This window comes from Streptomyces sp. NPDC002680 (assembly GCF_042889145.1).
Classification (GTDB): Bacteria; Actinomycetota; Actinomycetes; order Streptomycetales; family Streptomycetaceae; genus Streptomyces; species Streptomyces adonidis.
In genome coordinates this window covers 36,103-55,588 of record NZ_JBIAQP010000036.1, presented here as the reverse complement: position 1 = coordinate 55,588, position 19,486 = coordinate 36,103, and the positions used below count along the sequence as shown (strand labels likewise).

Annotated in this window: 15 protein-coding genes; 5 read left to right on the top strand and 10 right to left on the bottom strand. The window is 71.3% G+C overall.

Features of this window, described 5'->3' with window-relative positions; translation table 11 throughout:
- Positions 1 to 138 precede the first annotated feature (138 nt).
- From ACFYXF_RS50965 to ACFYXF_RS50945, 5 genes are all read left to right on the top strand, one after another.
- Positions 139 to 333, top strand: a complete 195-nt coding sequence (locus ACFYXF_RS50965) for a hypothetical protein (RefSeq protein ID WP_389361116.1) — start codon at positions 139 to 141, stop codon at positions 331 to 333.
- Between the two features lie 256 nt (positions 334 to 589).
- A complete protein-coding gene (gene tatA / locus ACFYXF_RS50960; protein ID WP_389361114.1) occupies positions 590 to 874 on the top strand; it encodes a Sec-independent protein translocase subunit TatA in 285 nt (94 codons plus the stop codon).
- A gap of 53 nt (positions 875 to 927) precedes the next feature.
- Positions 928 to 1,890 carry a twin-arginine translocase subunit TatC gene (tatC, locus tag ACFYXF_RS50955; protein WP_389361112.1) on the top strand — a complete coding sequence of 321 codons (963 nt, stop codon included), beginning with the start codon at positions 928 to 930 and terminating at the stop codon, positions 1,888 to 1,890.
- A gap of 119 nt (positions 1,891 to 2,009) precedes the next feature.
- Complete coding sequence (locus ACFYXF_RS50950; protein WP_389361109.1) at positions 2,010 to 4,871, top strand: DEAD/DEAH box helicase; 2,862 nt, start codon at positions 2,010 to 2,012, stop codon at positions 4,869 to 4,871.
- A gap of 167 nt (positions 4,872 to 5,038) precedes the next feature.
- On the top strand, positions 5,039 to 5,836 hold the full coding sequence (locus tag ACFYXF_RS50945) for a BTAD domain-containing putative transcriptional regulator (protein WP_389361107.1): 798 nt from the start codon (positions 5,039 to 5,041) through the stop codon (positions 5,834 to 5,836).
- Here the strand turns inward: ACFYXF_RS50945 and ACFYXF_RS50940 are convergent.
- From ACFYXF_RS50940 to ACFYXF_RS50895, 10 genes are all read right to left on the bottom strand, one after another.
- Positions 5,730 to 6,761, bottom strand: a complete 1,032-nt coding sequence (locus tag ACFYXF_RS50940; RefSeq protein WP_389361105.1) for an alpha/beta hydrolase — start codon at positions 6,759 to 6,761, stop codon at positions 5,730 to 5,732. The genes ACFYXF_RS50945 and ACFYXF_RS50940 overlap by 107 nt on opposite strands.
- A 62-nt stretch (positions 6,762 to 6,823) precedes the next feature.
- Positions 6,824 to 7,678: a 2-oxo acid dehydrogenase subunit E2 gene (locus ACFYXF_RS50935; protein ID WP_389361103.1), complete on the bottom strand. Its 855-nt coding sequence runs from the start codon at positions 7,676 to 7,678 to the stop codon at positions 6,824 to 6,826.
- Positions 7,675 to 7,926, bottom strand: a complete 252-nt coding sequence (locus ACFYXF_RS50930) for a phosphopantetheine-binding protein (protein WP_389361101.1) — start codon at positions 7,924 to 7,926, stop codon at positions 7,675 to 7,677. The genes ACFYXF_RS50935 and ACFYXF_RS50930 overlap by 4 nt, the downstream gene beginning before the upstream one ends.
- 58 nt (positions 7,927 to 7,984) lie before the next feature.
- Positions 7,985 to 9,007, bottom strand: a complete 1,023-nt coding sequence (locus ACFYXF_RS50925) for a 3-oxoacyl-ACP synthase III family protein (protein ID WP_389361099.1) — start codon at positions 9,005 to 9,007, stop codon at positions 7,985 to 7,987.
- Entirely contained in the window at positions 9,004 to 11,979 is a 2,976-nt protein-coding gene (locus ACFYXF_RS50920) for a type I polyketide synthase (protein WP_389361097.1), read from the bottom strand. Before ACFYXF_RS50920 ends, ACFYXF_RS50925 begins: the two co-directional genes overlap by 4 nt.
- The gene (locus tag ACFYXF_RS50915) at positions 11,976 to 12,242 is read right to left on the bottom strand and encodes an acyl carrier protein (protein ID WP_369035857.1); all 267 of its coding nucleotides are present in this window, start codon (positions 12,240 to 12,242) and stop codon (positions 11,976 to 11,978) included. The genes ACFYXF_RS50920 and ACFYXF_RS50915 overlap by 4 nt, the downstream gene beginning before the upstream one ends.
- Before the next feature lie 17 nt (positions 12,243 to 12,259).
- Positions 12,260 to 13,930, bottom strand: a complete 1,671-nt coding sequence (locus ACFYXF_RS50910) for an acyl-CoA dehydrogenase (RefSeq protein ID WP_389361094.1) — start codon at positions 13,928 to 13,930, stop codon at positions 12,260 to 12,262.
- A complete protein-coding gene (locus ACFYXF_RS50905) occupies positions 13,927 to 15,687 on the bottom strand; it encodes an acyl-CoA dehydrogenase family protein (protein ID WP_389361092.1) in 1,761 nt (586 codons plus the stop codon). The genes ACFYXF_RS50910 and ACFYXF_RS50905 overlap by 4 nt, the downstream gene beginning before the upstream one ends.
- Positions 15,684 to 17,495, bottom strand: a complete 1,812-nt coding sequence (locus ACFYXF_RS50900; RefSeq protein WP_389361090.1) for a fatty acyl-AMP ligase — start codon at positions 17,493 to 17,495, stop codon at positions 15,684 to 15,686. The genes ACFYXF_RS50905 and ACFYXF_RS50900 overlap by 4 nt, the downstream gene beginning before the upstream one ends.
- A complete protein-coding gene (locus tag ACFYXF_RS50895) occupies positions 17,492 to 19,384 on the bottom strand; it encodes an HAD-IIIC family phosphatase (protein WP_389361088.1) in 1,893 nt (630 codons plus the stop codon). Before ACFYXF_RS50895 ends, ACFYXF_RS50900 begins: the two co-directional genes overlap by 4 nt.
- Between the last annotated feature and the right edge of the window lie 102 nt (positions 19,385 to 19,486).

Genomic DNA, 19,486 nt, shown 5'->3' with positions numbered 1-19,486 from the left:
CCTTTGTCCTCAAACGCCGGACGGGCTGGATAGTCAGCCCGTCCGGCGTTTGAGGACAAGGGGGTTCGGGGGCAGCGCCCCCGAGGATGGGAACGGGTAGGGGCGGCGGGGGCGAGAAACACGGCTAGGCTCGGAGCCATGTTCTGGCCGATGTTCGCTGTTGCTGTGGGATTCCTGGGGCTCGTTGTTCTCGGGGTGCTTGCCGTTCGGGTTTTTGTGGAGGCTCAGCGGCTGGGGCGGCAGGTCACGGACTCGGCGCGGCGTATCAGTCGGGCCGCCGAGGACCTGGAAAGGGCCGCCGCTCACACGGCACGCTCTGTCGATGCACTGTGAGTGCCCGGCGGCTCTCCTGTGAGTCCGCGGGTTGGTGTGTTTTGGGCGACTTCGCCCTGTCACCTTGTCGGTGTCGGCAGGTACGCTGCTGATCGCGGCCGGAAAACGAGGCCCGGACCGCTGACCGGGAGTACGCACGGGGATTGCCTCAGGTTTACCCCCGAGCGTTACGATCGCTGTGAACACGACGGTCGGACACCTGTCCGAACGACGGACAGCACCCCACCCAGCCGCCTCGGTGAGAAGGTAAACACTTATGTTCGGAAGGCTCGGAGCTCCCGAGATCATTCTCATCCTCGTCGTCATCATCCTGCTGTTCGGCGCGAAGAAGCTTCCGGACATGGCGCGCTCGCTCGGCAAGTCCGCGCGCATCCTGAAGAGCGAGGCCAAGGCGATGAAGTCGGAGGGCCAGGAGCCGGCCCCCGCCGGCCCGCCGCACACCGACGAGCAGCCCCCGGCACAGCGCACCATCCAGGCCGCCCCCGGTGACGTGACGAGTTCGCGTCCGGTCACCGAGCCCACGGACACGACCAAGCGCTGACGCTGACGCAAGGCCGGATGCCTCCGGCCTGCCGCACGAGATGAGGACGTGGGTTGCTCAAGTCTGCCCGCAACAAGGAGGAGAAGGAGAGGGATCCCGAGGGGCGGATGCCCCTCGTGGAGCATCTCCGTGAGCTCCGCAACCGGGTCGCGAAGGCCTTGCTGGCCATCGTGATCGTCACGGTCGTGGCCGCCTTCTTCTACAACGACATCATCAACTTCTTCACGAAGCCGGTGCTCGACTCGGTCGGATGCCCGTCATCCTTCTCCGAGCTGGCCAAGCAGCAGACAGAGGGGGACAACCCCTGCGCCCAGATCACGATCAACGGCCTGCTCGCGCCCTTCACGCTCGCGCTGAAGGTGTCGCTCATGGCCGGCGTCGTGCTCGCCTCGCCGATCTGGCTGTACCAGCTGTGGGCGTTCGTCGCGCCGGGCCTGCACAAGAACGAGAAGAAGTACGCGTACGCGTTCGTCGGATCCGGTGTCCCGCTGTTCCTCGGCGGCGCCTACTTCGCCTACCGGGTGCTCCCCACCACCGCGAAGGTCCTGATCGAGTTCACGCCGTTCGGCGTCGACAACCTGCTGCCGCTGGACGACCTGCTCGACCTCGTCACGCGCATGGTGCTCGTCTTCGGTCTCTCCTTCGAACTGCCGCTGCTGCTGATCATGCTGAACATCACCGGGATCCTCACCGGTAAGCGCATGGCCGGCTGGTGGCGCGCCATGATCATGGGCATCACGGTGTTCGCGGCGATCGCGACGCCCAGTACGGACCCGCTGACCATGCTGGCGCTCGCCGGGCCGATCTGGGTCCTGTACTTCGGCGCGGTGGCCTTCTCGCTGACGAACGACCGGCGCAAGCGCCGGCGCGAGGCGGAGGGCCCCGGCGACGACGAGGCCTCCGACCTGGACCTCACCCCGGAGGACATCGGCGAGATCGAGACCGTCTCCGCCACGCGTGCCCTGCCCGAACAGGCGGGCCCGGAGCGGGTCAACGGCTATGACGACGTGACCTGAAGTTCCCTGTTCCTTACTCCGGTGTGGAAGCGGCCGGGGCGCTCGTTCGGGCGCCCCGGCCGCTTCCGTGCTGCGCTGAGCTGCGCGGATCCCGTGTTTGCCAGGCATCGATCCGGATAATGATCGTCCTGTTGTCAGTGGGGGCCGGTAGTCTCGAAAGCACGATGACAGAGGACCTCTCCCCGGCCGAGCGGTATGCGGCAGCACGTAAGCGCGCTGTCGAGCAGGCCACCGCGCTCGCGTCCTTCCGCGAGATGTACGACTTCGGCCTCGACCCCTTCCAGATCGAGGCCTGTCAGGCGCTCGAAGCGGGGAAGGGCGTGCTGGTGGCCGCCCCCACCGGGTCGGGCAAGACGATCGTCGGCGAGTTCGCCGTCCATCTCGCCCTCCAACAGGGCAAGAAGTGCTTCTACACGACCCCCATCAAGGCCCTGTCGAACCAGAAGTACGCCGACCTGTCCCGTCGTTACGGCGCGGACAAGGTCGGGCTGCTCACCGGCGACAACAGCGTCAACTCCGATGCCCCGGTGGTCGTGATGACCACCGAGGTCCTGCGGAACATGCTGTACGCGGGTTCGCAGACCCTCCTCGGCCTCGGCTACGTGGTGATGGACGAGGTGCACTACCTCTCCGACCGCTTCCGTGGCGCCGTATGGGAGGAAGTGATCATCCACCTCCCCGAGTCGGTCACCCTCGTCTCGCTGTCGGCGACCGTGTCCAACGCCGAGGAGTTCGGCGACTGGCTCGACACCGTGCGCGGCGACACCCAGGTGATCGTCTCCGAGCACCGGCCCGTGCCCCTGTTCCAGCACGTGCTCGCCGGACGCCGGATGTACGACCTGTTCGAGGAGGGCGAGGGCAGTAGGAAGGCCGTCAACCCCGACCTCGCCCGGCTCGCGCGCATGGAGGCCCAGCGGCCCTCCTTCCAGGACCGCAGACGTGGGCGCGCCATGCGCGAGGCCGACCGTGAGCGGGAACGCCGGTCCCGTTCACGCGTGTGGACGCCGGGGCGGCCGGAAGTCATCGAACGGCTCGACTCCGAGGGCCTGTTGCCCGCCATCACGTTCATCTTCAGCCGCGCGGCCTGCGAGGCCGCCGTACAGCAGTGCCTGTACGCGGGGCTGCGGCTGAACGACGACGAGGCGCGGGAACGGGTGCGTGCCATCGTCGAGGAGCGCACCTCCTCCATCCCCTCCGAGGACCTGCACGTCCTCGGGTACTACGAGTGGCTGGAGGGCCTGGAGCGGGGTATCGCCGCCCACCACGCGGGCATGCTGCCCACGTTCAAGGAGGTCGTCGAGGAACTCTTCGTACAGGGCCTCGTGAAGGCCGTGTTCGCCACCGAGACCCTCGCGCTCGGCATCAACATGCCCGCTCGCTCGGTCGTGCTGGAGAAGCTCGTCAAGTGGAACGGCGAACAGCACGCCGACATCACGCCCGGCGAGTACACCCAGCTGACGGGGCGTGCGGGGCGGCGTGGCATCGACGTCGAGGGTCACGCCGTGGTGCTGTGGCAGCGGGGGATGAGCCCGGACCACCTCGCGGGTCTCGCCGGCACGCGCACGTACCCGCTGCGCTCCAGCTTCAAGCCGTCGTACAACATGGCGGTCAACCTCGTGGACCAGTTCGGGCGGCACCGCTCGCGCGAGCTGCTGGAGACCTCGTTCGCGCAGTTCCAGGCCGACAAGTCGGTCGTCGGGATCTCCCGGCAGGTGCAGCGCAACGAGGAGGGCCTGGACGGCTACAAGGAGTCCATGACCTGCCACCTCGGCGACTTCGAGGAGTACGCGCGGCTGCGCCGCGAACTCAAGGACCGCGAGACCGACCTGGCCAGGCAGGGCGCCGCCCAGCGGCGTGCCGAGGCCGCCGTCGCGCTGGAGAAGCTCAAGCCCGGTGACATCATCCACGTCCCCACCGGCAAGTACGCGGGCCTCGCGCTCGTCCTGGACCCGGGGCTGCCCGCCGGCCGGTCCAACGGTCACCGCGGCTTCGAGCAGCACGACGGGCCGCGCCCGCTGGTGTTGACGGCGGAGCGGCAGGTGAAGCGGCTGGCGTCGATGGACTTCCCGGTGCCCGTCGAGGCGCTGGAGCGGATGCGGGTCCCGAAGTCCTTCAACCCGCGTTCGCCGCAGTCCCGTCGCGACCTCGCCTCCGCGCTGCGCAGCAAGGCCGGGCACATCCCGCCCGAGCGGGCCCGCAAGCAGCGCTCCCAGGCGGCCGACGACCGCGAGATCGCCCGGCTGCGCACCGCTATCCGCGCCCATGCCTGCCACGGCTGCAACGACCGCGAGGACCACGCCCGTTGGGCCGAGCGCTACTACCGGCTGCTGCGCGACACCTCGCAGCTGGAGCGGCGCATCGAGGGTCGCACCAACACCATCGCCCGCACCTTCGACCGCATCGTCGCCCTGCTCACCGAGCTGGACTATCTGCGCGCCGACGAGGTGACCGAGCACGGCAAGCGGCTCGCCCGGCTCTACGGCGAACTCGACCTGCTGACCAGCGAATGCCTGCGCGCGGGCGTGTGGGACGGGCTCGCGCCCGCCGAACTCGCCGCCTGTGTCTCGGCGTTGGTGTACGAGTCCAGGGCCGCCGACGACGCCATGGCACCGAAGGTGCCGTCCGGCAAGGCCAAGGCCGCGCTCGGCGAGATGGTCCGCATCTGGGGCCGGCTCGACGCGCTGGAGGAGGAGTTCCGGATCACCCAGAGCGAGGGCGTCGGCCAGCGCGAGCCCGACCTCGGTTTCGCCTGGGCGGCCTACGAATGGGCGTCCGGCAAGGGCCTCGACGAGGTGCTGCGCGAGGCGGAGATGCCGGCCGGTGACTTCGTCCGCTGGTGCAAGCAGGTCATCGACGTCCTCGGCCAGATCTCGGCCGCGGCCCCGGTCTCCGGCGGCGAGGGGTCGACGGTCGCGAAGAACGCGCGCAAGGCCGTGGAGGGGCTGCTGCGGGGGGTTGTGGCCTACTCGTCGGTCGGCTGACACAGGGGAAGCGTTGTGGGGAGGCGGTCTCAGGTGCCCGGTTCGTGGGCTCCGGGGCGGTCTCCCGTGGCTCTCCCGTGCTTCTTCAGCGGGGTTCGGGAAGGTAGGGGCAGTTCTCGTCTGACGTCTCGTGTGACGTTCTTGTGCGACGTGATAGGAGCTGACCCTTGCGCTTCCGTGTACTGGGACCGGTCCGCCTCGACACCCGTACGCCCGCGGCCGCCAAGCCGCGTGCCGTGCTCGCCACCCTTCTCGTGCGGGCGGGCTCGGTGGTCTCCAGCGATGCCCTCATCGACGAACTGTGGCCCGACGAGCCGCCCCGCACCGCGGCCAGCACCCTGCACGTGTACATCTGCCATGTCCGCAAGGCCCTCGCCGAGAGCGGCGCCGGACGCCCACTGGTCAGCCGGCCGCCCGGTTACGTCCTGCACGTCGAACCGCACGACCTCGACCTGCGCCGCTTCGAGACGCTGAGCGAGGAAGGGCGCGTGGCCCTCAAGGCCGAGGACTTCGGCGCCGCCTCGCGGAGTCTGGGGGAGGCGCTCGCGCTGTGGACGGGGCCCGCGCTGTCCGGGGTGCCGCAGGGTGTCGTCCTGCGGTCCGCCGCGACCCGGCTGGAAGAGCTGCGGCTCGGCGTGCTGGAGCAGCGGATCACCGCAGACCTCAAGCTCGGCCGGCATCAGGAACTCACCGGTGAGCTCATGGAGTTGGCGGTCGAGCATCCGCTGCGCGAGCGACTCCACTGCCAGCTCATCGTCGCCCTGCACCGCTCGGGCCGCTGCTCCGACGCCGTACGCGCCTACCGTGTCGTACGCCGGTCACTGCACGAGGAACTCGGCATCGGACCGGGGCCCGACCTCACCCGGCTGCACGACCACGTGCTGGGCGCAGCAGGTTCAGCACCAGCCAGCGCCGCAGCGCACCGGCGTGCCCCGGCGAGCCGTGCACATCGTCGAACTCCTTGACACGGATGTCGGCCAGCGACTCGCGGAGCAGTGACTGCTCCCGGGGCGGGATGATCTCGTCCCGGGCACTCGCCACGTACCGCACCGACGCCCGTACGGTGCCGAGTTGAGCGGTGTCGAGCGGGAACTCCTTGAGCAGTGAGCGCAGTTCGTGGTCGTCGGCGGCGCCTGTCAGGTGGCGCAGGGTGGTTGTGGTGAGCGCCGGGACGCGGGGCCACCAGTCGTCGTCGGTGAAGAAGTCCGCGACCGGGGCGCCCACGGTCAGGATGCGGGCGATGCGGGGGTCCTCGGCGACCGCGCGCAGGGCGAGATGGCCGCTGAAGCTCAGGCAGAGGAGCGTGGCGTCGGTGGTGCGGGCGCGGTGTGACAGCCGGTCGCACAGCCAGGGCAGCAGGCGCCATGAATCCGCCGTGTAGGGCAGGGAGTTCTCGCCCACCCCGGGCAGCTCCGTGACCACGGCCGCGTATCCGAGGCGGGTCAGTTTCGGGAGCAGCGGGGCCCACTGCTCCTTCACGCTCACGACGCCGCCCATCATGATGAGCAGCGGCCGGTGCCTGTCCAGGCCCGCCGCCCAGCATGCCAACGTGCCGTCCGGGTGGGCGAGTTCGAGGCGTTCGATGCCGCGTCGGGCCCGTCGCCAGTGGTCGAAGGCGGCCACGCCCGCGCGCTGGGCGCGCTTCCGGTCGCCGTCGGCGGGATCGGCGTACGGGAAACGGGCGAGGGCGTAGCAGCGGCAGGCGCCGAGCAGCCGGCCGCGCCCGGCGAGCGCGTCGCCCTCGGCGGACCACACCCGGGCCCAGGAGTCCTCGGCGCCCGGGTCGTCGCTGTGGATCCGGGCCAGGACACGGGTCGTGGCCCGGGTGGACAGACCCTGGTTGCGTGCGTGGAGCAGGGCGTACTGCTTCAACTCGCCCAGATCATGCATGGGTTCGGGTCTCCTGGCTCGGCGTGGGCGCTCGGCATGGACGCTTGGTGGGGGCGATCGCGTTACTGGGGGTCCGTCGCCGCCTTGTGCAGGGGGCGCAGTGGTGTGACCGCGGCCGTGTGGCCGGTGTGCTGTGTCGCCCACTCCGCTTCGAGCGCCGACTTGAGGTCGGCCAGGACATCGGCGGCGGTGGCGCCGTCGAGCACCCGGTGGTCGAAGGTGAGGCCCAGCCGCATCAGCGGGGCCGCCTCGATCCGGCCGTCGTCCCGGACGACCGGGCGCGGTGCCGTACGTCCGCAGGTCAGCGTCAGGGCCGTACCGCCCGTGGAGTGGAAGCCGTCGACCGGGCGGTGGCCGAGGGAGCTGACCGAGACCGTGCCGAGGACGGCGGGGCGGCGGCGGGGGTCGCGCAGGGCCGCGGAGAAGGCGATCCGGCCGAGCCAGGCGGGCAGCCGGGCCAGGGTGCGGACGCGGGCGAACTCCGGCAGGGCGGCGGGATTCGGGGCGTTGCGGTAGCGGTCGACGCGGTCCTGGATGTCGGCCAGGGACGCGGATTCCAGGGCGGGCACGAGGGCGGAGAGCACGATGCGGTCGCCGTCAGGGGCGGTCGTGTCCAGGGCGAGTTTCCCGGTGACCTCGGTGAACCGGACGATGCGGGGGCGGCGGCGGTGGCCCGGGGCGAGGACCGCGTTGGCCTCCGGGTGGCGGGCCAGGACCCGCCCGGCCGCGTGCAGGACGTAGGTCACCGTCGAGTAGTGGCGGTCGGCGGCGGCGCGGTGGGCCAGGGCGCGGGTCATGTCGATGTCGGTGTCCAGGTGGACGGGGCGCTGGGCGGTCGCGTACTCCAGGAAGTGGAGGGTGTGCCGGCGGTCGCGGACGGGGTGGGTGGAGTGGCCGCGGGGCCCGCTACTGGTCACGGGGTCACCACCCGGTCGTAGATCTCCTGGAGGCTGCGGGCCTCGAACAGGCGGGAGACCGGGACCGGTTGGGCCGTGGCGCGTTCCAGGAGGACGACCAGTTTGAGGAGGAACAAGGAGTCCCACTCCGGGAGTTCGTCGAAGTCGGTGGCGAACTGGGCGTCTGTGAGGGGGAGTCCGAGGTCGTCGCGGACGAGGTGGTGGAAGTCGGTGACGGCGAAGGTGGTGTGCGGGGGCAGGGAGGGCATGCGGGGCCTCTCGGTCGGGGAACTCGGTGGTGGGTTGTGCTGTGAGTGCTTCAGAACTTCAGCGCTTCTCCAGGGCGAACCCCGCCTTGATCCACTTGCTGGACTCGACCGCCACGGCCAGCGCCTTCTGCCCGCTGCCCATCTTCGGCAGCAGCTGTTCGATCTGGAGGAAGGGCAGGGCGTTGCCGTTGTTGCCGGTCAGGGCGACGCAGGAGATCTCGTGGGCGGAGGGGAGGGCGAGGTGTTCGGTGATCTGCCGGGTCATCCGGCCGGAGAGCTGGGGCGGCAGCAGGAAGTCCACGTCGTCCGCCGACCAGCCCAGGGCGTCGAGGAGTTCCCAGAGGATCTCCGCCGCCATCACCGGTACGGACTCCTCGATCGCCTTGTAGTCCTCGGTGAGCGCCTGGCGGTCCTCGTCCCGGTCCGCGAGGCCGAACCAGTCGATGATCTGGCCCGGCGAACGGCCCAGCCCGGTACAGCGGTTGAGGGTGCGCAGCACGGCCACGGCCTGTCCGTGCGGCTCGGCGGTCAGTACGGCGGCGCCCGCGCCGTCCCCGAACAGCACGCCGTTGACGAGGTCGCTCGGCGCCGCGCTGGACAGGTCCCGGCGCAGGTCGAGGTGTTTGGTGCAGACGTCACCGCCGATGACGAGACCGCAGCCGAACTCCCCGCTGCCGATCAGATGCCGGGCGAGATCGAGTGTCTGTACCGCGCCCGCACAGCCCGACTGGAGCTGGTAGGTGGGGAGTTGATCGAGGCCGAGCAGATCGGCGACCTGGCTCGCGGTGGTCGGCATGAGGTGGTCCGGGGTCGCCGTACCGAGGACCAGGAACTCGATGTCGGCCGCTTCGACGCCCCCGTTTGCCATCGCCTCCTCGGCGGCCCGGGCGCACAGGTCGGCCAGTGAGAGCCGTACCTCCCCGGTGACCAGGTCGCGGGCGAAGTGCCGGGTCCGGGTGCCGATGAACAGCTCGATCCACTCGGCGCTGACGCCCAGGGCGGCGGAGAGCGCCGTGTTGTCGACCGGTTCGCCGGGGAGGGCGGAACCGGCGCCGGCGAGATGGGGCGGGTTCGTCGTCATGGGGTGCGCTCCTGTACGTACGCGACGAGGTCACCGACTGACGAGAGCCTCGGCAGCAGTTCGTGCACGGGGAGGTCGCCGAGTGCCGGAAGCCGTTCCTCGATACGGGACTTCAGCTCCATGACGGCGACCGAGTCGAAGCCGAGGTCCTCGTAGAGGCGGGAGGCGTCGGAGAGGGCGGTCGGGGGGTAGCCGCCGACTTGGGCGATGGCGTCCAGGACGGCGGCGGCAGCGGTGGTGCTCGGCTGAACTGTGGGCTTCGCGGGTTCGGTTGGGGATTCGGTACGTGTCTCAGCGGCGCCCCGATGCCAGAAGCGGTGCTCGGTGGAGAAGGCGTACGGGGTCAGGCGCTGGAGGACCCGGTCCTGCGGGGCGTACACGGCGTCCCAGTCCGGGTCGAGGCCCGCGTCGTGGAGGGCGGTGAGGGTCCCGGCCAGTTCACGGGCGCCCGCGTTCACGTCCGGGAGGGGGTGCAGTGAGCGGGGAGGCGAGGTGCGGTCGGTGGTCAAGTGCCGTGCCAGTGCCGTGAGTACGGCCTTCGGGCCGATCTCCACCAGGTGGGTCGGGTCCTCGTCGAGGAGTTGGGCGGCGGCGTCCGCGAAGAGGACGGGTGCGCTGATGTGTTCTGTCCAGTACGCGGCGTCCAGTGGCTCGGAGTCGAGCAGCTTGCCGCGGAGTGTGGAGTACAGGGGGATACGCGGGACGCCTCCGTCGGTCACCTCCTCGGCGAGCCGGTGGAAGGGTTCGAGGACCGGGCGCATGAGCGGGGAGTGGAACGCGTGGGACACCTCCAACCGGCGTACCCGGAACCCGCGTTGGGTCAGGGCGTCGGCGATCCGGTCCAGGGCGGTCAGGTCACCGGAGAGCACGGTCGAGCGAGGGCCGTTGAAGGCCGCGAAGCCGACCAGGGGCTCCGGTTCGACGTGCTCGTGGAGCGGCTCGGCCGGGGCCTGTACGGCCAGCATGCCGCCGCCGTCCGGGAGTTGCTGCATCAGTGCTCCTCGGGCGGCGACCAGTTGTGCCGCCGCCTCCAGCGGGAGGGCCTCGGCGAGTACCGCCGCCGCGAACTCGCCCACGCTGTGGCCGAGGAGTGCCTCTGGCCTGATGCCCAGCTCGTGGAGGCTTGCGCCGAGTGCGTAGCCGACCGCGAAGAGCGCGGGCTGGGCCCAACCGGTGCGGTGGACCGCCGGATCGGCGCCCAGGAGCAGGTCCCGTACAGAACCGTCGGTGTGCGGGAGCAGGGCGGTGTCGGCCGCGTCGAGGTGGTGGCGGAACAGGGCGGACTCGTGGTGCAGGCGGGCTGCCATGCCGGGGTACTGGGCGCCCTGGCCGGTGAACAGCCATGCCGTGCGCGGGAGTTCGGACGGTCGTGCGGGCAGGGTGGGTGCCTCGGCCGCCGTACGCAGGCGGGTGGCCAGTTCGGCGGAGTCGGCGGCGACCATCGAACAGCGGTGGGCGTGAGCGGACTTGACCTGGTGCGAGGTCCAGCACAGGGGGCCGAAGGGGGTGCGTCGGCGGCTGATGGCCTCCGCCTGGGCGAGGAGATTGCGGCGCAGGGCCGCCTCGGTGGGTGCGGTGAGGGTGAAGACGCCGATGCCGAGGCCGGTGGGGCGTTCCGTGGAGGGGTGAGGTGTGGCGGGGCGCTGCCTGGCGGGATGCTGGGGCGCGTCGGACGGCGTACGGGTGTGACTTGCCGTACGTCCGGCCCTCGGTGCCGATTCGAGCACCGCGTGCGCGTTCGTGCCGCCCATTCCAAAGCTGCTCAGGCCGGCCAGTACCGGGCCGGGCGGGAGGCGCAGGGGCGACTTGAGGAGGCGTAGACCCTGGTCGGCGAGGGCGAGTTGGGGGTTCTCGTGGGTCGCGAAGCGGCTGGCCGGGGCCGTGCGGTGGTGGAGGGAGAGGGCGACCTTGATCAGGCCCGCGATGCCTGCGGCGCCCTCCGTGTGGCCCAGGTTGCCCTTGACCGAGCCGAGGGACAGGGGGCGCGAACGGGGGCGCGTGGCGTGGAGTGCGCCGAGGGCCCTGGTCTCGATCATGTCGCCCAGGACCGTGCCGGTGCCATGGCCCTCGACGAAGGTCACGTCGGCCGGGTCCACGCGGGCCCGGCGGCAGGCGGCGGCGACCACGGCCTCCTGGGACCAGCGGCTGGGCGCGGTGATGCCATTGCTGCGTCCGTCCTGGTTGACGGCGGTGCCGCGCAGGACGGCGTACACCGGCTGCCCGTCGGCGACCGCGTCCTCGTACCGGCGCAGGACCACCGCCCCGACGCCCTCACCCCGGCCGATGCCGTCCGCGTCGGCGCTGAACGGCTTGCAGCGGCCGTCGGGGGCGGCGAGGCCCGCCTGGGCGTAGAAGATACCCAGGGCCGGGGTCAATGCCAGGTTGACGCCGCCCGCGATGGCGAGATCGCACTCGCCCGCGAGCAGCGCGTTCGCCGCCAGATGCACCGCGACCAGTGAGGACGAGCAGGCCGTGTCGACGGCGAGGGACGGGCCCTTGAGGTCCAGGTGGTACGACACCCGGTTGGCGATCATGCAGTAGCCGTTGCCGGAGCCGATCTGCGCGGTGATCCGGGGCAGGTCCGTCAGCGTCAGCTGGGCCCACTCGCTGCCCATGACCCCGATGAACACCCCGGTCGATGTGCCGGCCAGCCGGTGCGGGGCGATGCCCGCGTCCTCGATCGCCCGCCACGCGCAGTGCAGCATCAGCCGCTGCTGTGGGTCCAGCGATCCGGCCTCGCGCGGTGAGACGGCGAAGAACTCGTGGTCGAACACGTCCGGGTCGGAGATGAACCCGCCCTCGGCGGGCGCGGAGAACGACTCCGCCACCGGCCACCGTTCGGGCGGCACCGGGCCGACGCCGTCTCCGGCGCGCATCAGCAACTCCCAGTAGCCGCCCGGCCCTTCGGCGCGCGGGAACCGGCAGTCGATGCCCGTGATCGCGATCCCGCCGCCCATGTGGTCGGCTGTCACGTCCGTGCCTCCAGCCGTCCCAGCAGATGACCGGCCAGCGACCGGATCGTCGGGTAGTCCCAGGCGGCCGTCGGCTCGATGAGGACCTCGAAGGCGTCCTCGACATCGCCGCACAGGCTCAGCGCCGCCACCGAGTCGAGCCCGTACTCGGCGAGCGGCACGGCGGGATCGATCTCGGTCGGCGGCCTGCGCAGATACTCGGCGACCCGGTCGACCAGCCAACTCGTCAGCGTCTGCTCGGTGTAGGTGCTCGGCACGGTCATCGGATGCTCCATGGGTGTCAGCCGTTGAGGCGGAGGTCGTAAAGATCGAAGGACCGGTTCTCGTCGTGGCGGCGCAGGAGTTCGGCGTGCAGCTGGGCCGTGTAGTCGGTGGGTGGTGGTGCCGGACGCAGGGACAGGCGGGACGCCGTGCGGTGCAGTGCGACGGCGAGCCAGGCGGGAGCGGCCAGGAATCCGTCGGCGGCGGCTCGGTGGACGCCCAGCGCCGCTGCCGCCGCCATCAAATGGGCGTAACGGTCGGCCAGTTGGAAGCTCGCCGGTCCGGCCAGCGGGGTCCGCTCGGCCGGTGGAAGGGCGAGCAGCGCCTTGCGTACGGCGTTCAGCTCGCGGCTGAGCTGCCCCAACAGGTCCTGTATGTACGAGTCGTTCGGCGCCGATGACTCTTCGAGTACGCCGGTCAGCGCGTCCCCGTCTGCCGTGACCGTGAGGCGGTCGTACGGGATGCCCGGGGTGAGCGGGCCACGCGGTGTGAACAGGGCGTCGGGTGCGGGCGAGCCGGGATTCCTTGCCAGGCGCGGGAGTTGGGGAATCAGGGTGGCCAGGCAGGCCGTCGGGCCCGCGTGACCGAGGCTCAGTACGGGCAGGTCGCGCAGATGCTTGCCGAAGAGGGCGTGCTCGCCCTCGCGGACGTAGAAGCGGGCGCCCAGAATCACCGAGAGGTCGTTCGCCGTGCGCGTGAGCAGCTTCTGGACCAGGTACTTCACGGCGGCGCCGGTCACGCTCGACTGGCCCGGCAGCAGATGCACGGCCCGCGCGGCGGCGAGCGCCAGGCTGTCGCACAGCAGCAAGTCCGCGAAGGCGCCGGTGAGTACGGAAGCGGCGTGCGGCAGATCGAGCACGCGCCGCCGGTACAGCCGCCGCCCCAGCGCGAACCCCAGTACCGTCCGCAGACAGGTGTCCAGCGTGCCCACCGCCATCCCGGGCAGTGCGCTGCGGGTCACCTGGAAGGACCGCAGGGCCAGTTCGGCGCCCTGGCCCTCCGCGCCGACCAGCGAGCCGGACGGGATCTCGCAGTCGCGGAAGTCCAGGCCGGTAAGCCGGCAGCCGCGCACGCCGGTTGTCCGGTAGCGGGGGAGGAAGGTCACCCCGCCGTCCGCGCAGTCCTCGGGGCCGGTCAGCAGTACCGAGTGGCTACGGGCCCCCGGTGCCGGGTCCGTACGGGCGAACAGCACCCAGGCGCCCGCCCGGTCGGCGTTGTTGATGACCTGCTTGGTCCCGTTCAGCCGATAGCCGTCGGGAGTGCGGTCGGCCCTGAACTCGTTGCGCAGGAAGTCATTGCCGTGGGCGAGTTCGTGGTAGCCGACCGAGACCTTGCCGCCGTCCAGCAGCAACCCCGCGAGTTGCTTGCGCTGTTGGGGTGTACCGGCGGCCCAGACATTCACCGACGCCATGAAGGACGTGATGCCGTACCCGAGGCCCAGCCCGACATCGCGTCGGAAGACCTCCCGGGCCACCCGCACGAGATCGTCCAACTGCGTGAACCTGCCGCCGAGTTCGACGGGAACGAACTCCGCGCCGAAGCCGTGGTCGTCGAGCAGCCACTCACCGGCGGCACTCGGTTCACCCTGCTCGTCCGCCGCGAGGAGCGCGACCCGGCCCACCGGGTTCGCGGGATCGGCCGGATCGCCGAACCGGCGGATCAGCTCACGAACGCGGGTGTCGACGGTCATGCCGCCTCCTTCACGAGGCCCAGGTGCAGCAGCGAGAACAGCCGTCCGGCCGAGCGGGCCGCGTAAGCCTCGTCGAGGAGACGGTCGTACGCCTCCGGGTCCGAGCCGGGCTGTCGGTCGCCGAGCCGGACCAGGAGCCGGTCCAGCGCTGTGCGCAGCCAGCCCGCGTCCCGCCAGACCCCGCCGGTCGCCACGTGGCGGTTGTGCAGCCAGAGGCCCAGACAGGCGGCGCCCGCGAAGCACAGGCAGTAGCGGCGGGCTGTCTCGAAGGCCTCGTACGGGACTCCCGCGACGACGTCGAGCGGCTCGGCCATCTCCTGGTGCACGGATTCCGTGACCGCGAGCAGGAGCTGCGCCGCCTGGGCGGTGGGCGTGAGGGCCGGGTAGCGCTCCGCCTCCTCGACCAGTTCAGCCGTCCAGGCGGGCAGCGCGGCGAGCAGCGAACTGCCGTACCGGGAAAGGAGAGTGAGGCGGGTCGCGTCGAACACGGGGAGTGGAACGGAGAGATCGCAGGCCGAGGATGCCGGCTCGGTCACGCCGGTCTCGGGTCGTCGCCACCGTCGTACCAGTGAACGGAACTGGTTGATCAGGGAGTTGAGATTCACGAGGGTGTTGCCGTCGAAGAGGGCGACGATGCGGTGGTCGCGCTCGATCTTCTCGAACATGCCGTAGCGCTCCACGCCCGGTGAGGTCACCCCGGCCAGGAAGGCGCGGGCGCCGAGCAGGGTGGCCAGTTCCCGGAGGAGTTCCTCCGTGCCGGTGGGGACCAGGTACTTGGTGACCGCCGAGACCACGCTCAGCTCCTCGGTCGCCGTGTGCACCAGGCGTGAGGCGACCAGGGCGACGGCCTCGTGGGTGAGGGCGTCCGCTGCCGCCGACGCCAACACATGGCGGGCCTGGAGGAGTTGGACGAGGCGACGGCCGAACAGCTCACGCTCGGCCGCGAAGTCCAGGGCGAGGCGCAGGCCGTGGTCGGCGGCGCCCAGGGACAGGGAGGCGCACATCGTGCGGGTCAACTGGAGGGCCTTCAGGACGGTTTCGACGCCGCCGCCCTCCGTGCCGACCACCGTCGAGCGCGGCACGTGGGCCCGGTCGAGGGCGATGCCGGAGATGTCGGCGCCCCGGATACCGTGCGTGGGGATCTTCGGGAGATGGCGGTAACTGCCAGGCGCCAGCTCGCGTTTGTCGGTCAGCAGGACAGTGAAGCCGCGCGGGCCGCCGTCCGGGGCGGTGCGGGCGAGCAGGGCCAGCACACTGCCCCGGGTGGCGTTGTTGATCAGCCACTTCTCGCCGGTGACCCGCCAGGCCCCGGACCCGTCCGGCACCGCCTCCACCTCCCCGGCCAGCAGATCGCTGCCGTGCGCCCGCTCGGTCAGCCCGAGGGCCACCGGCACCCCGGCCCGGATGTCCGCGCCGAGCCGGGCGGACTGCTCGGGGCTGCCCGCGATCCACACGCAGACCGCGCCGAGGTACGTCTTGCCGTGCGCGACGGCCACGGTCAGATCGCGCCGGGCCACCGTGCGGACGAGCTGGAGCGCGTGCTCGTAGTCCCGCAGCCGGCCGCCCGCGCCGAGGGGGACGTAGTAGTCGGGCAGCCCCCAGTCGTCGAGGAGCCGGCAGATCTCCGCCGGGAACTCCTCGCGGGCGTCCAGTTCCGCGCCGGCCGCGTACGAGAACGGGCCGCGCGGGTCGGCCGGGTCGCCGAGATACAGCTCCAGCTCCTCGGCGAGCCGGTACGGGGAGTGCTCCATCGTCATGCCGGGCTCACCCGCTCCAGGGAACGCTCGCCCCGCGCGAGAGCCTGGTCGCCCGCGTCGCTGACCAGCACCCGCACCGACGGCTCCAGCACCTCGTACAGCGGAGTCAGCGCGCCTTCGAGGAACAGCCGCCGCATGAGGGTGCGTTGGACCTTGCCGCTGGTCGTCCGGCGTACCGTGCCCGGCTTGACCAGCACCACATTGCCTGCCGGGACCGCGAACTGACGGCCGATCAGCTGCTGGGCGGCCGTCGCCACGGCGCGCAGATCGCCGCCGGGGACGGCGGCCGTCCGTACCTCCTGGACGATCACGAGATGCTCGCCGAGGTCGCTCTGTACGGCGAACGCGGCGCCCGCGCCCGCCGTGAGCGCGCGGTCGGCTGACTGGACCGTGCGTTCGACGTCGTGCGGGTAGAGGTTGCGTCCTGCGAGGATGATGACTTCCTTGAGGCGGCCGGTGACGAACAGTTCGTCGCCGTCGAGGACACCGAGGTCGCCGGTGCGCAGCCAGCCGCCCGGCAGATAACTCTCAGAAGATGTACGCGAGTTGCGGAAGTAGCCGGGGGTCACGCTCGGGCCGCGAACCCAGATCTCGCCCACCGTGCCCGGGGGCCGGCTCGCCCCGGTGACCGGGTCGGCGATTCGGATCTCGCTGTCGCGCACGGTGCCGCTGCCCGCGAGGGTCCGTACGGGGGCGTCTGCGACCGGATCGGAAAGCTCGCCTCGCTCCAGGGCAGCCGCGTCCACAGTCCTTACGGTGGGCGGGAGTTCGGGGGTCGCGCCGGTCACCAGGAGGGTGGTCTCCGCCATGCCGTAGCAGGGGAAGAAGGTCTCCGGGCGGAACCCGGCGGGCGCGAAGCGTTCGGCGAAGGCGTGCAGGGTGTCTGCGCGGATGGGTTCGGCGCCGTTCGGCGCGACCCGCCAGCCGGACAGGTCGAGGCTCGCCAACTGCTCGTCGGTGACCCGGCGTACGCACAGGTCGAAGGCGAAGTTGGGTCCGCCGCTGCCGGTCAGCCGGTACTCGTCGATCATCTGCAGCCAGCGGTACGGGCGTTTGAGGAATGCGGTCGGCGACATCAGTACGGCCGTGCCGCCCGCGTAGAGGGGTTGGAGGATATGTCCGATCAGGCCGAGGTCGTGGTAGTGCGGCAGCCAGCCGCCGCCGATCGTGTCCGGGCCGGTGCCCGTCCATGCCTGGATCGCCGCCTCGTTGGCGAGCAGGTTGGCGTGCGTGACCATCACGCCCTTGGGCTCGCTGGTCGAACCCGAGGTGTACTGGAGGAAGGCCAGGTCGTGCGGGCGTATGTCCGGCGCACGCCAGTCCGCCGGGTCCGCGAAGTCGCCGTCGCCGTCCGTGCCGAGACAGCGGACGTGTGTCATCCCCTCGGCCAGCAGCCAGGCCTCCAGCGCGGGCGCCAGTTCCGGCGCCGTCAGCACCGCCATCGCCTCCGCGTCCCGCAAGATGCCGGAGACACGGGCGAGTTGGCGGCCCTGGTCGGTGGGCAGCGGCGCCGGTACGGCCACCGCACCGGCGTACAGACACCCGAGGAAGGCCGCGACGAACCCGGTGCCCGGCGGGTGGAGCAGCAGCACCTGGCGGCCGACGGCGTCCTGGGCGCGCAGCCAGGACGCGATCCGGCGGGCGCGGGTGTCGAGTTCGGCGTAGGTGACGCGCTCGGGCGGTGACCCCGCTGTGTCGTCGCGCAGATAGACCAGGGCGTCCCGGTGCGCCTGGGCGGCGGTGTTCTCCAGGAGGACACCGGTGAAGGTGTCCCTCGTCCCGTTCCCCGGAGTGCTCCTGTTGCTCATCGGGTCGTCCCCCTCAGCGTGATGTGTGCCGGGACCTCGGGCAGGACGAGGAGCGGGTGCCGGAAGACGGCGGTCGTCCCATCCGTCCCGTCCGACTTATCCGCCTTGCCCGTCCCGTCCGTCGCTTCGAAACCGAGCGTGGGATACAGCTCCCGGACCCTGCCGTTCCTCGCCGACGGCCGATAGCGGCCGTACACCGCCGGGGCACCCGCCGCCTTGGCTCCCTCCAACAGGGCCGCGAACAGGGCCTGTTCGATGCCCCGGCCGAAGACCCGGCAGCTCAGCAGGGCGTTCTCGATGTGCCATCCGGTCGCCGGATCACGGTGGACGAACACCGCGCCGACCAGGCCGTTGTCACCGAACTTGTCGCGTGCCCCGACCGTCAGGACCAGTCCGCCGGGCGCGTCCGCGTACTCCCGTACCTCCGGGGCCGACATCCGGCGGGTGGTGAGGTTGAACTGGTTGGTGCGCTGGGTCAGTTGGGCCGTCCGGGCGAGCTGGTCGGGTCGCAGCGGGGCGAGTTCGACCACCACACCGAGCTGCGCGAGGTACTCCTCGTACGACTGCGCTCCCTCCCGCAGCCGCTGCCGGTCGCCCTCGCTGCGGTACTGGGCCGCCCGCCGCAGATCGGTGTCGGTCAGCTCCGGTACGTCGAACCAGCCGTCGGCGAGGAGGCGTTCGGCGTGCAGCGCGGGCTCGTCGTCCAGCGGGACGAGTGCCACGGCGGGCAGGGCGCCGGCCACCTGGCCGCGCTCGAACGCCGAGTCGTCGGCGAGGACCAGACTGTCGGTCCCCAGGTTCAGCCGGTCGGCGATCTCCCGCAGCCCCGCGTCCTTCGGACCCCAACTCGCCTGCACCTGGACGAAATCAGGCTCGCGCAGCACCATGTCCGGGTGCTCGCGCAACACGGTGAGCAACGGCTCCGGGTCGTTCTTCGAACACACGGCGAGCAGGACACCCTGCGCGGCCAGCTGTCGTACCACCCGCTGGAACCCGCCGAAGGCCTCCCCGCGGATCGTCCCGGCCGCCGCGATCCCCTCCGGGCCGACATCGCCGAGGATCCCGTCCCAGAGGGTCTGGTCGGCGTCCAGGACCAGCACCTTCCGCGTCCGGCCGCGCAGCGCACGGGCCAGATGACCGACCTCGCGGGCGTACCGGGCGAGCAGCTCGGCACCCAGCCGGGCCTTGGCATACGCAGCGAGCCGGGCGTCATGCACCGGGCCGCCGGCGGCGACGAGCGGGTCGAGGTCGACGACGTGGGTACGCGGGTACCGCAGCGCGAGACGGAGCACACCCGCGTTGAACTCCCGCCACAGCGCGCCGAGTTCGGCGCGGACGCGCAGGTCCACGAGCTGGTGGGTGTGCGTGTGGAGCAGCGGAAGCGTGTTCAGCACCAGCAGTCCGGACGCGTGGTCGCCGTGGCGGGCGGCGAGCGAGTCCAGGCGGGCGAGCAGATCGGCGGCGGCCGAGGCCGCGTCGGCGACCGTCCAGGGCAGGGGCAAGAGGTCGAAGAGGACCGAGGCGTCCAGGACGCAGAGGGCGAGCGCGGTCGTTGGTGCGTAGAGCGTGCTGCCGATGTCGAGGAGATCGCGCTCCCAGGCGCCGAAGTCCCCGGTGACGGCGTCGAGTTGGAGTCCGTGGCGGGCGAACTCGGCGGTGAGGGAGGCGGCGAGGCCGTCCAAGGTGCCGCTGCCGGAGATCGTGACGGTGACCCGGTCCTCCTCGTGGGGCGCGGCATCGCGCGTAGGTTCGAGGCGGGTGAGGATGCGGGCGGCCGACTGGAGGGCGCCGAACGGGTCGGGGCCCGCGGCGAGTTCCGCGAGGAGCGCGGGCACCTCGGGTGTGTACCGCCGCAGCGAGCGCAGCCGGTCGAGTGGGTCGGTGGTCATGGCCGGGAGCCTGCGGACCCCGCCTTAAGCCGGTCTTGTGCAAGACCCGCCCAAGACCGGCTTAAGGCCGGGCTGCGAAACCGGGAGCCTGCCCGACCACCA

What these genes read in the sequence shown, in the direction of transcription:
- ACFYXF_RS50940 (WP_389361105.1), bottom strand. Translation starts at nt 6,761, where the DNA reads ATGCATGATCTGGGCGAGTTGAAGCAGTACGCCCTGCTCCACGCACGC.
- ACFYXF_RS50905 (WP_389361092.1), bottom strand. Translation starts at nt 15,687, where the DNA reads ATGACGATGGAGCACTCCCCGTACCGGCTCGCCGAGGAGCTGGAGCTG.
- ACFYXF_RS50910 (WP_389361094.1), bottom strand. Translation starts at nt 13,930, where the DNA reads ATGACCGTCGACACCCGCGTTCGTGAGCTGATCCGCCGGTTCGGCGAT.
- ACFYXF_RS50900 (WP_389361090.1), bottom strand. Translation starts at nt 17,495, where the DNA reads ATGAGCAACAGGAGCACTCCGGGGAACGGGACGAGGGACACCTTCACC.
- ACFYXF_RS50965 (WP_389361116.1), top strand. Translation starts at nt 139, where the DNA reads ATGTTCTGGCCGATGTTCGCTGTTGCTGTGGGATTCCTGGGGCTCGTT.
- ACFYXF_RS50930 (WP_389361101.1), bottom strand. Translation starts at nt 7,926, where the DNA reads ATGCCCTCCCTGCCCCCGCACACCACCTTCGCCGTCACCGACTTCCAC.
- ACFYXF_RS50950 (WP_389361109.1), top strand. Translation starts at nt 2,010, where the DNA reads ATGATCGTCCTGTTGTCAGTGGGGGCCGGTAGTCTCGAAAGCACGATG.
- ACFYXF_RS50915 (WP_369035857.1), bottom strand. Translation starts at nt 12,242, where the DNA reads ATGACCGTGCCGAGCACCTACACCGAGCAGACGCTGACGAGTTGGCTG.
- ACFYXF_RS50925 (WP_389361099.1), bottom strand. Translation starts at nt 9,007, where the DNA reads ATGACGACGAACCCGCCCCATCTCGCCGGCGCCGGTTCCGCCCTCCCC.
- tatA (WP_389361114.1), top strand. Translation starts at nt 590, where the DNA reads ATGTTCGGAAGGCTCGGAGCTCCCGAGATCATTCTCATCCTCGTCGTC.
- ACFYXF_RS50895 (WP_389361088.1), bottom strand. Translation starts at nt 19,384, where the DNA reads ATGACCACCGACCCACTCGACCGGCTGCGCTCGCTGCGGCGGTACACA.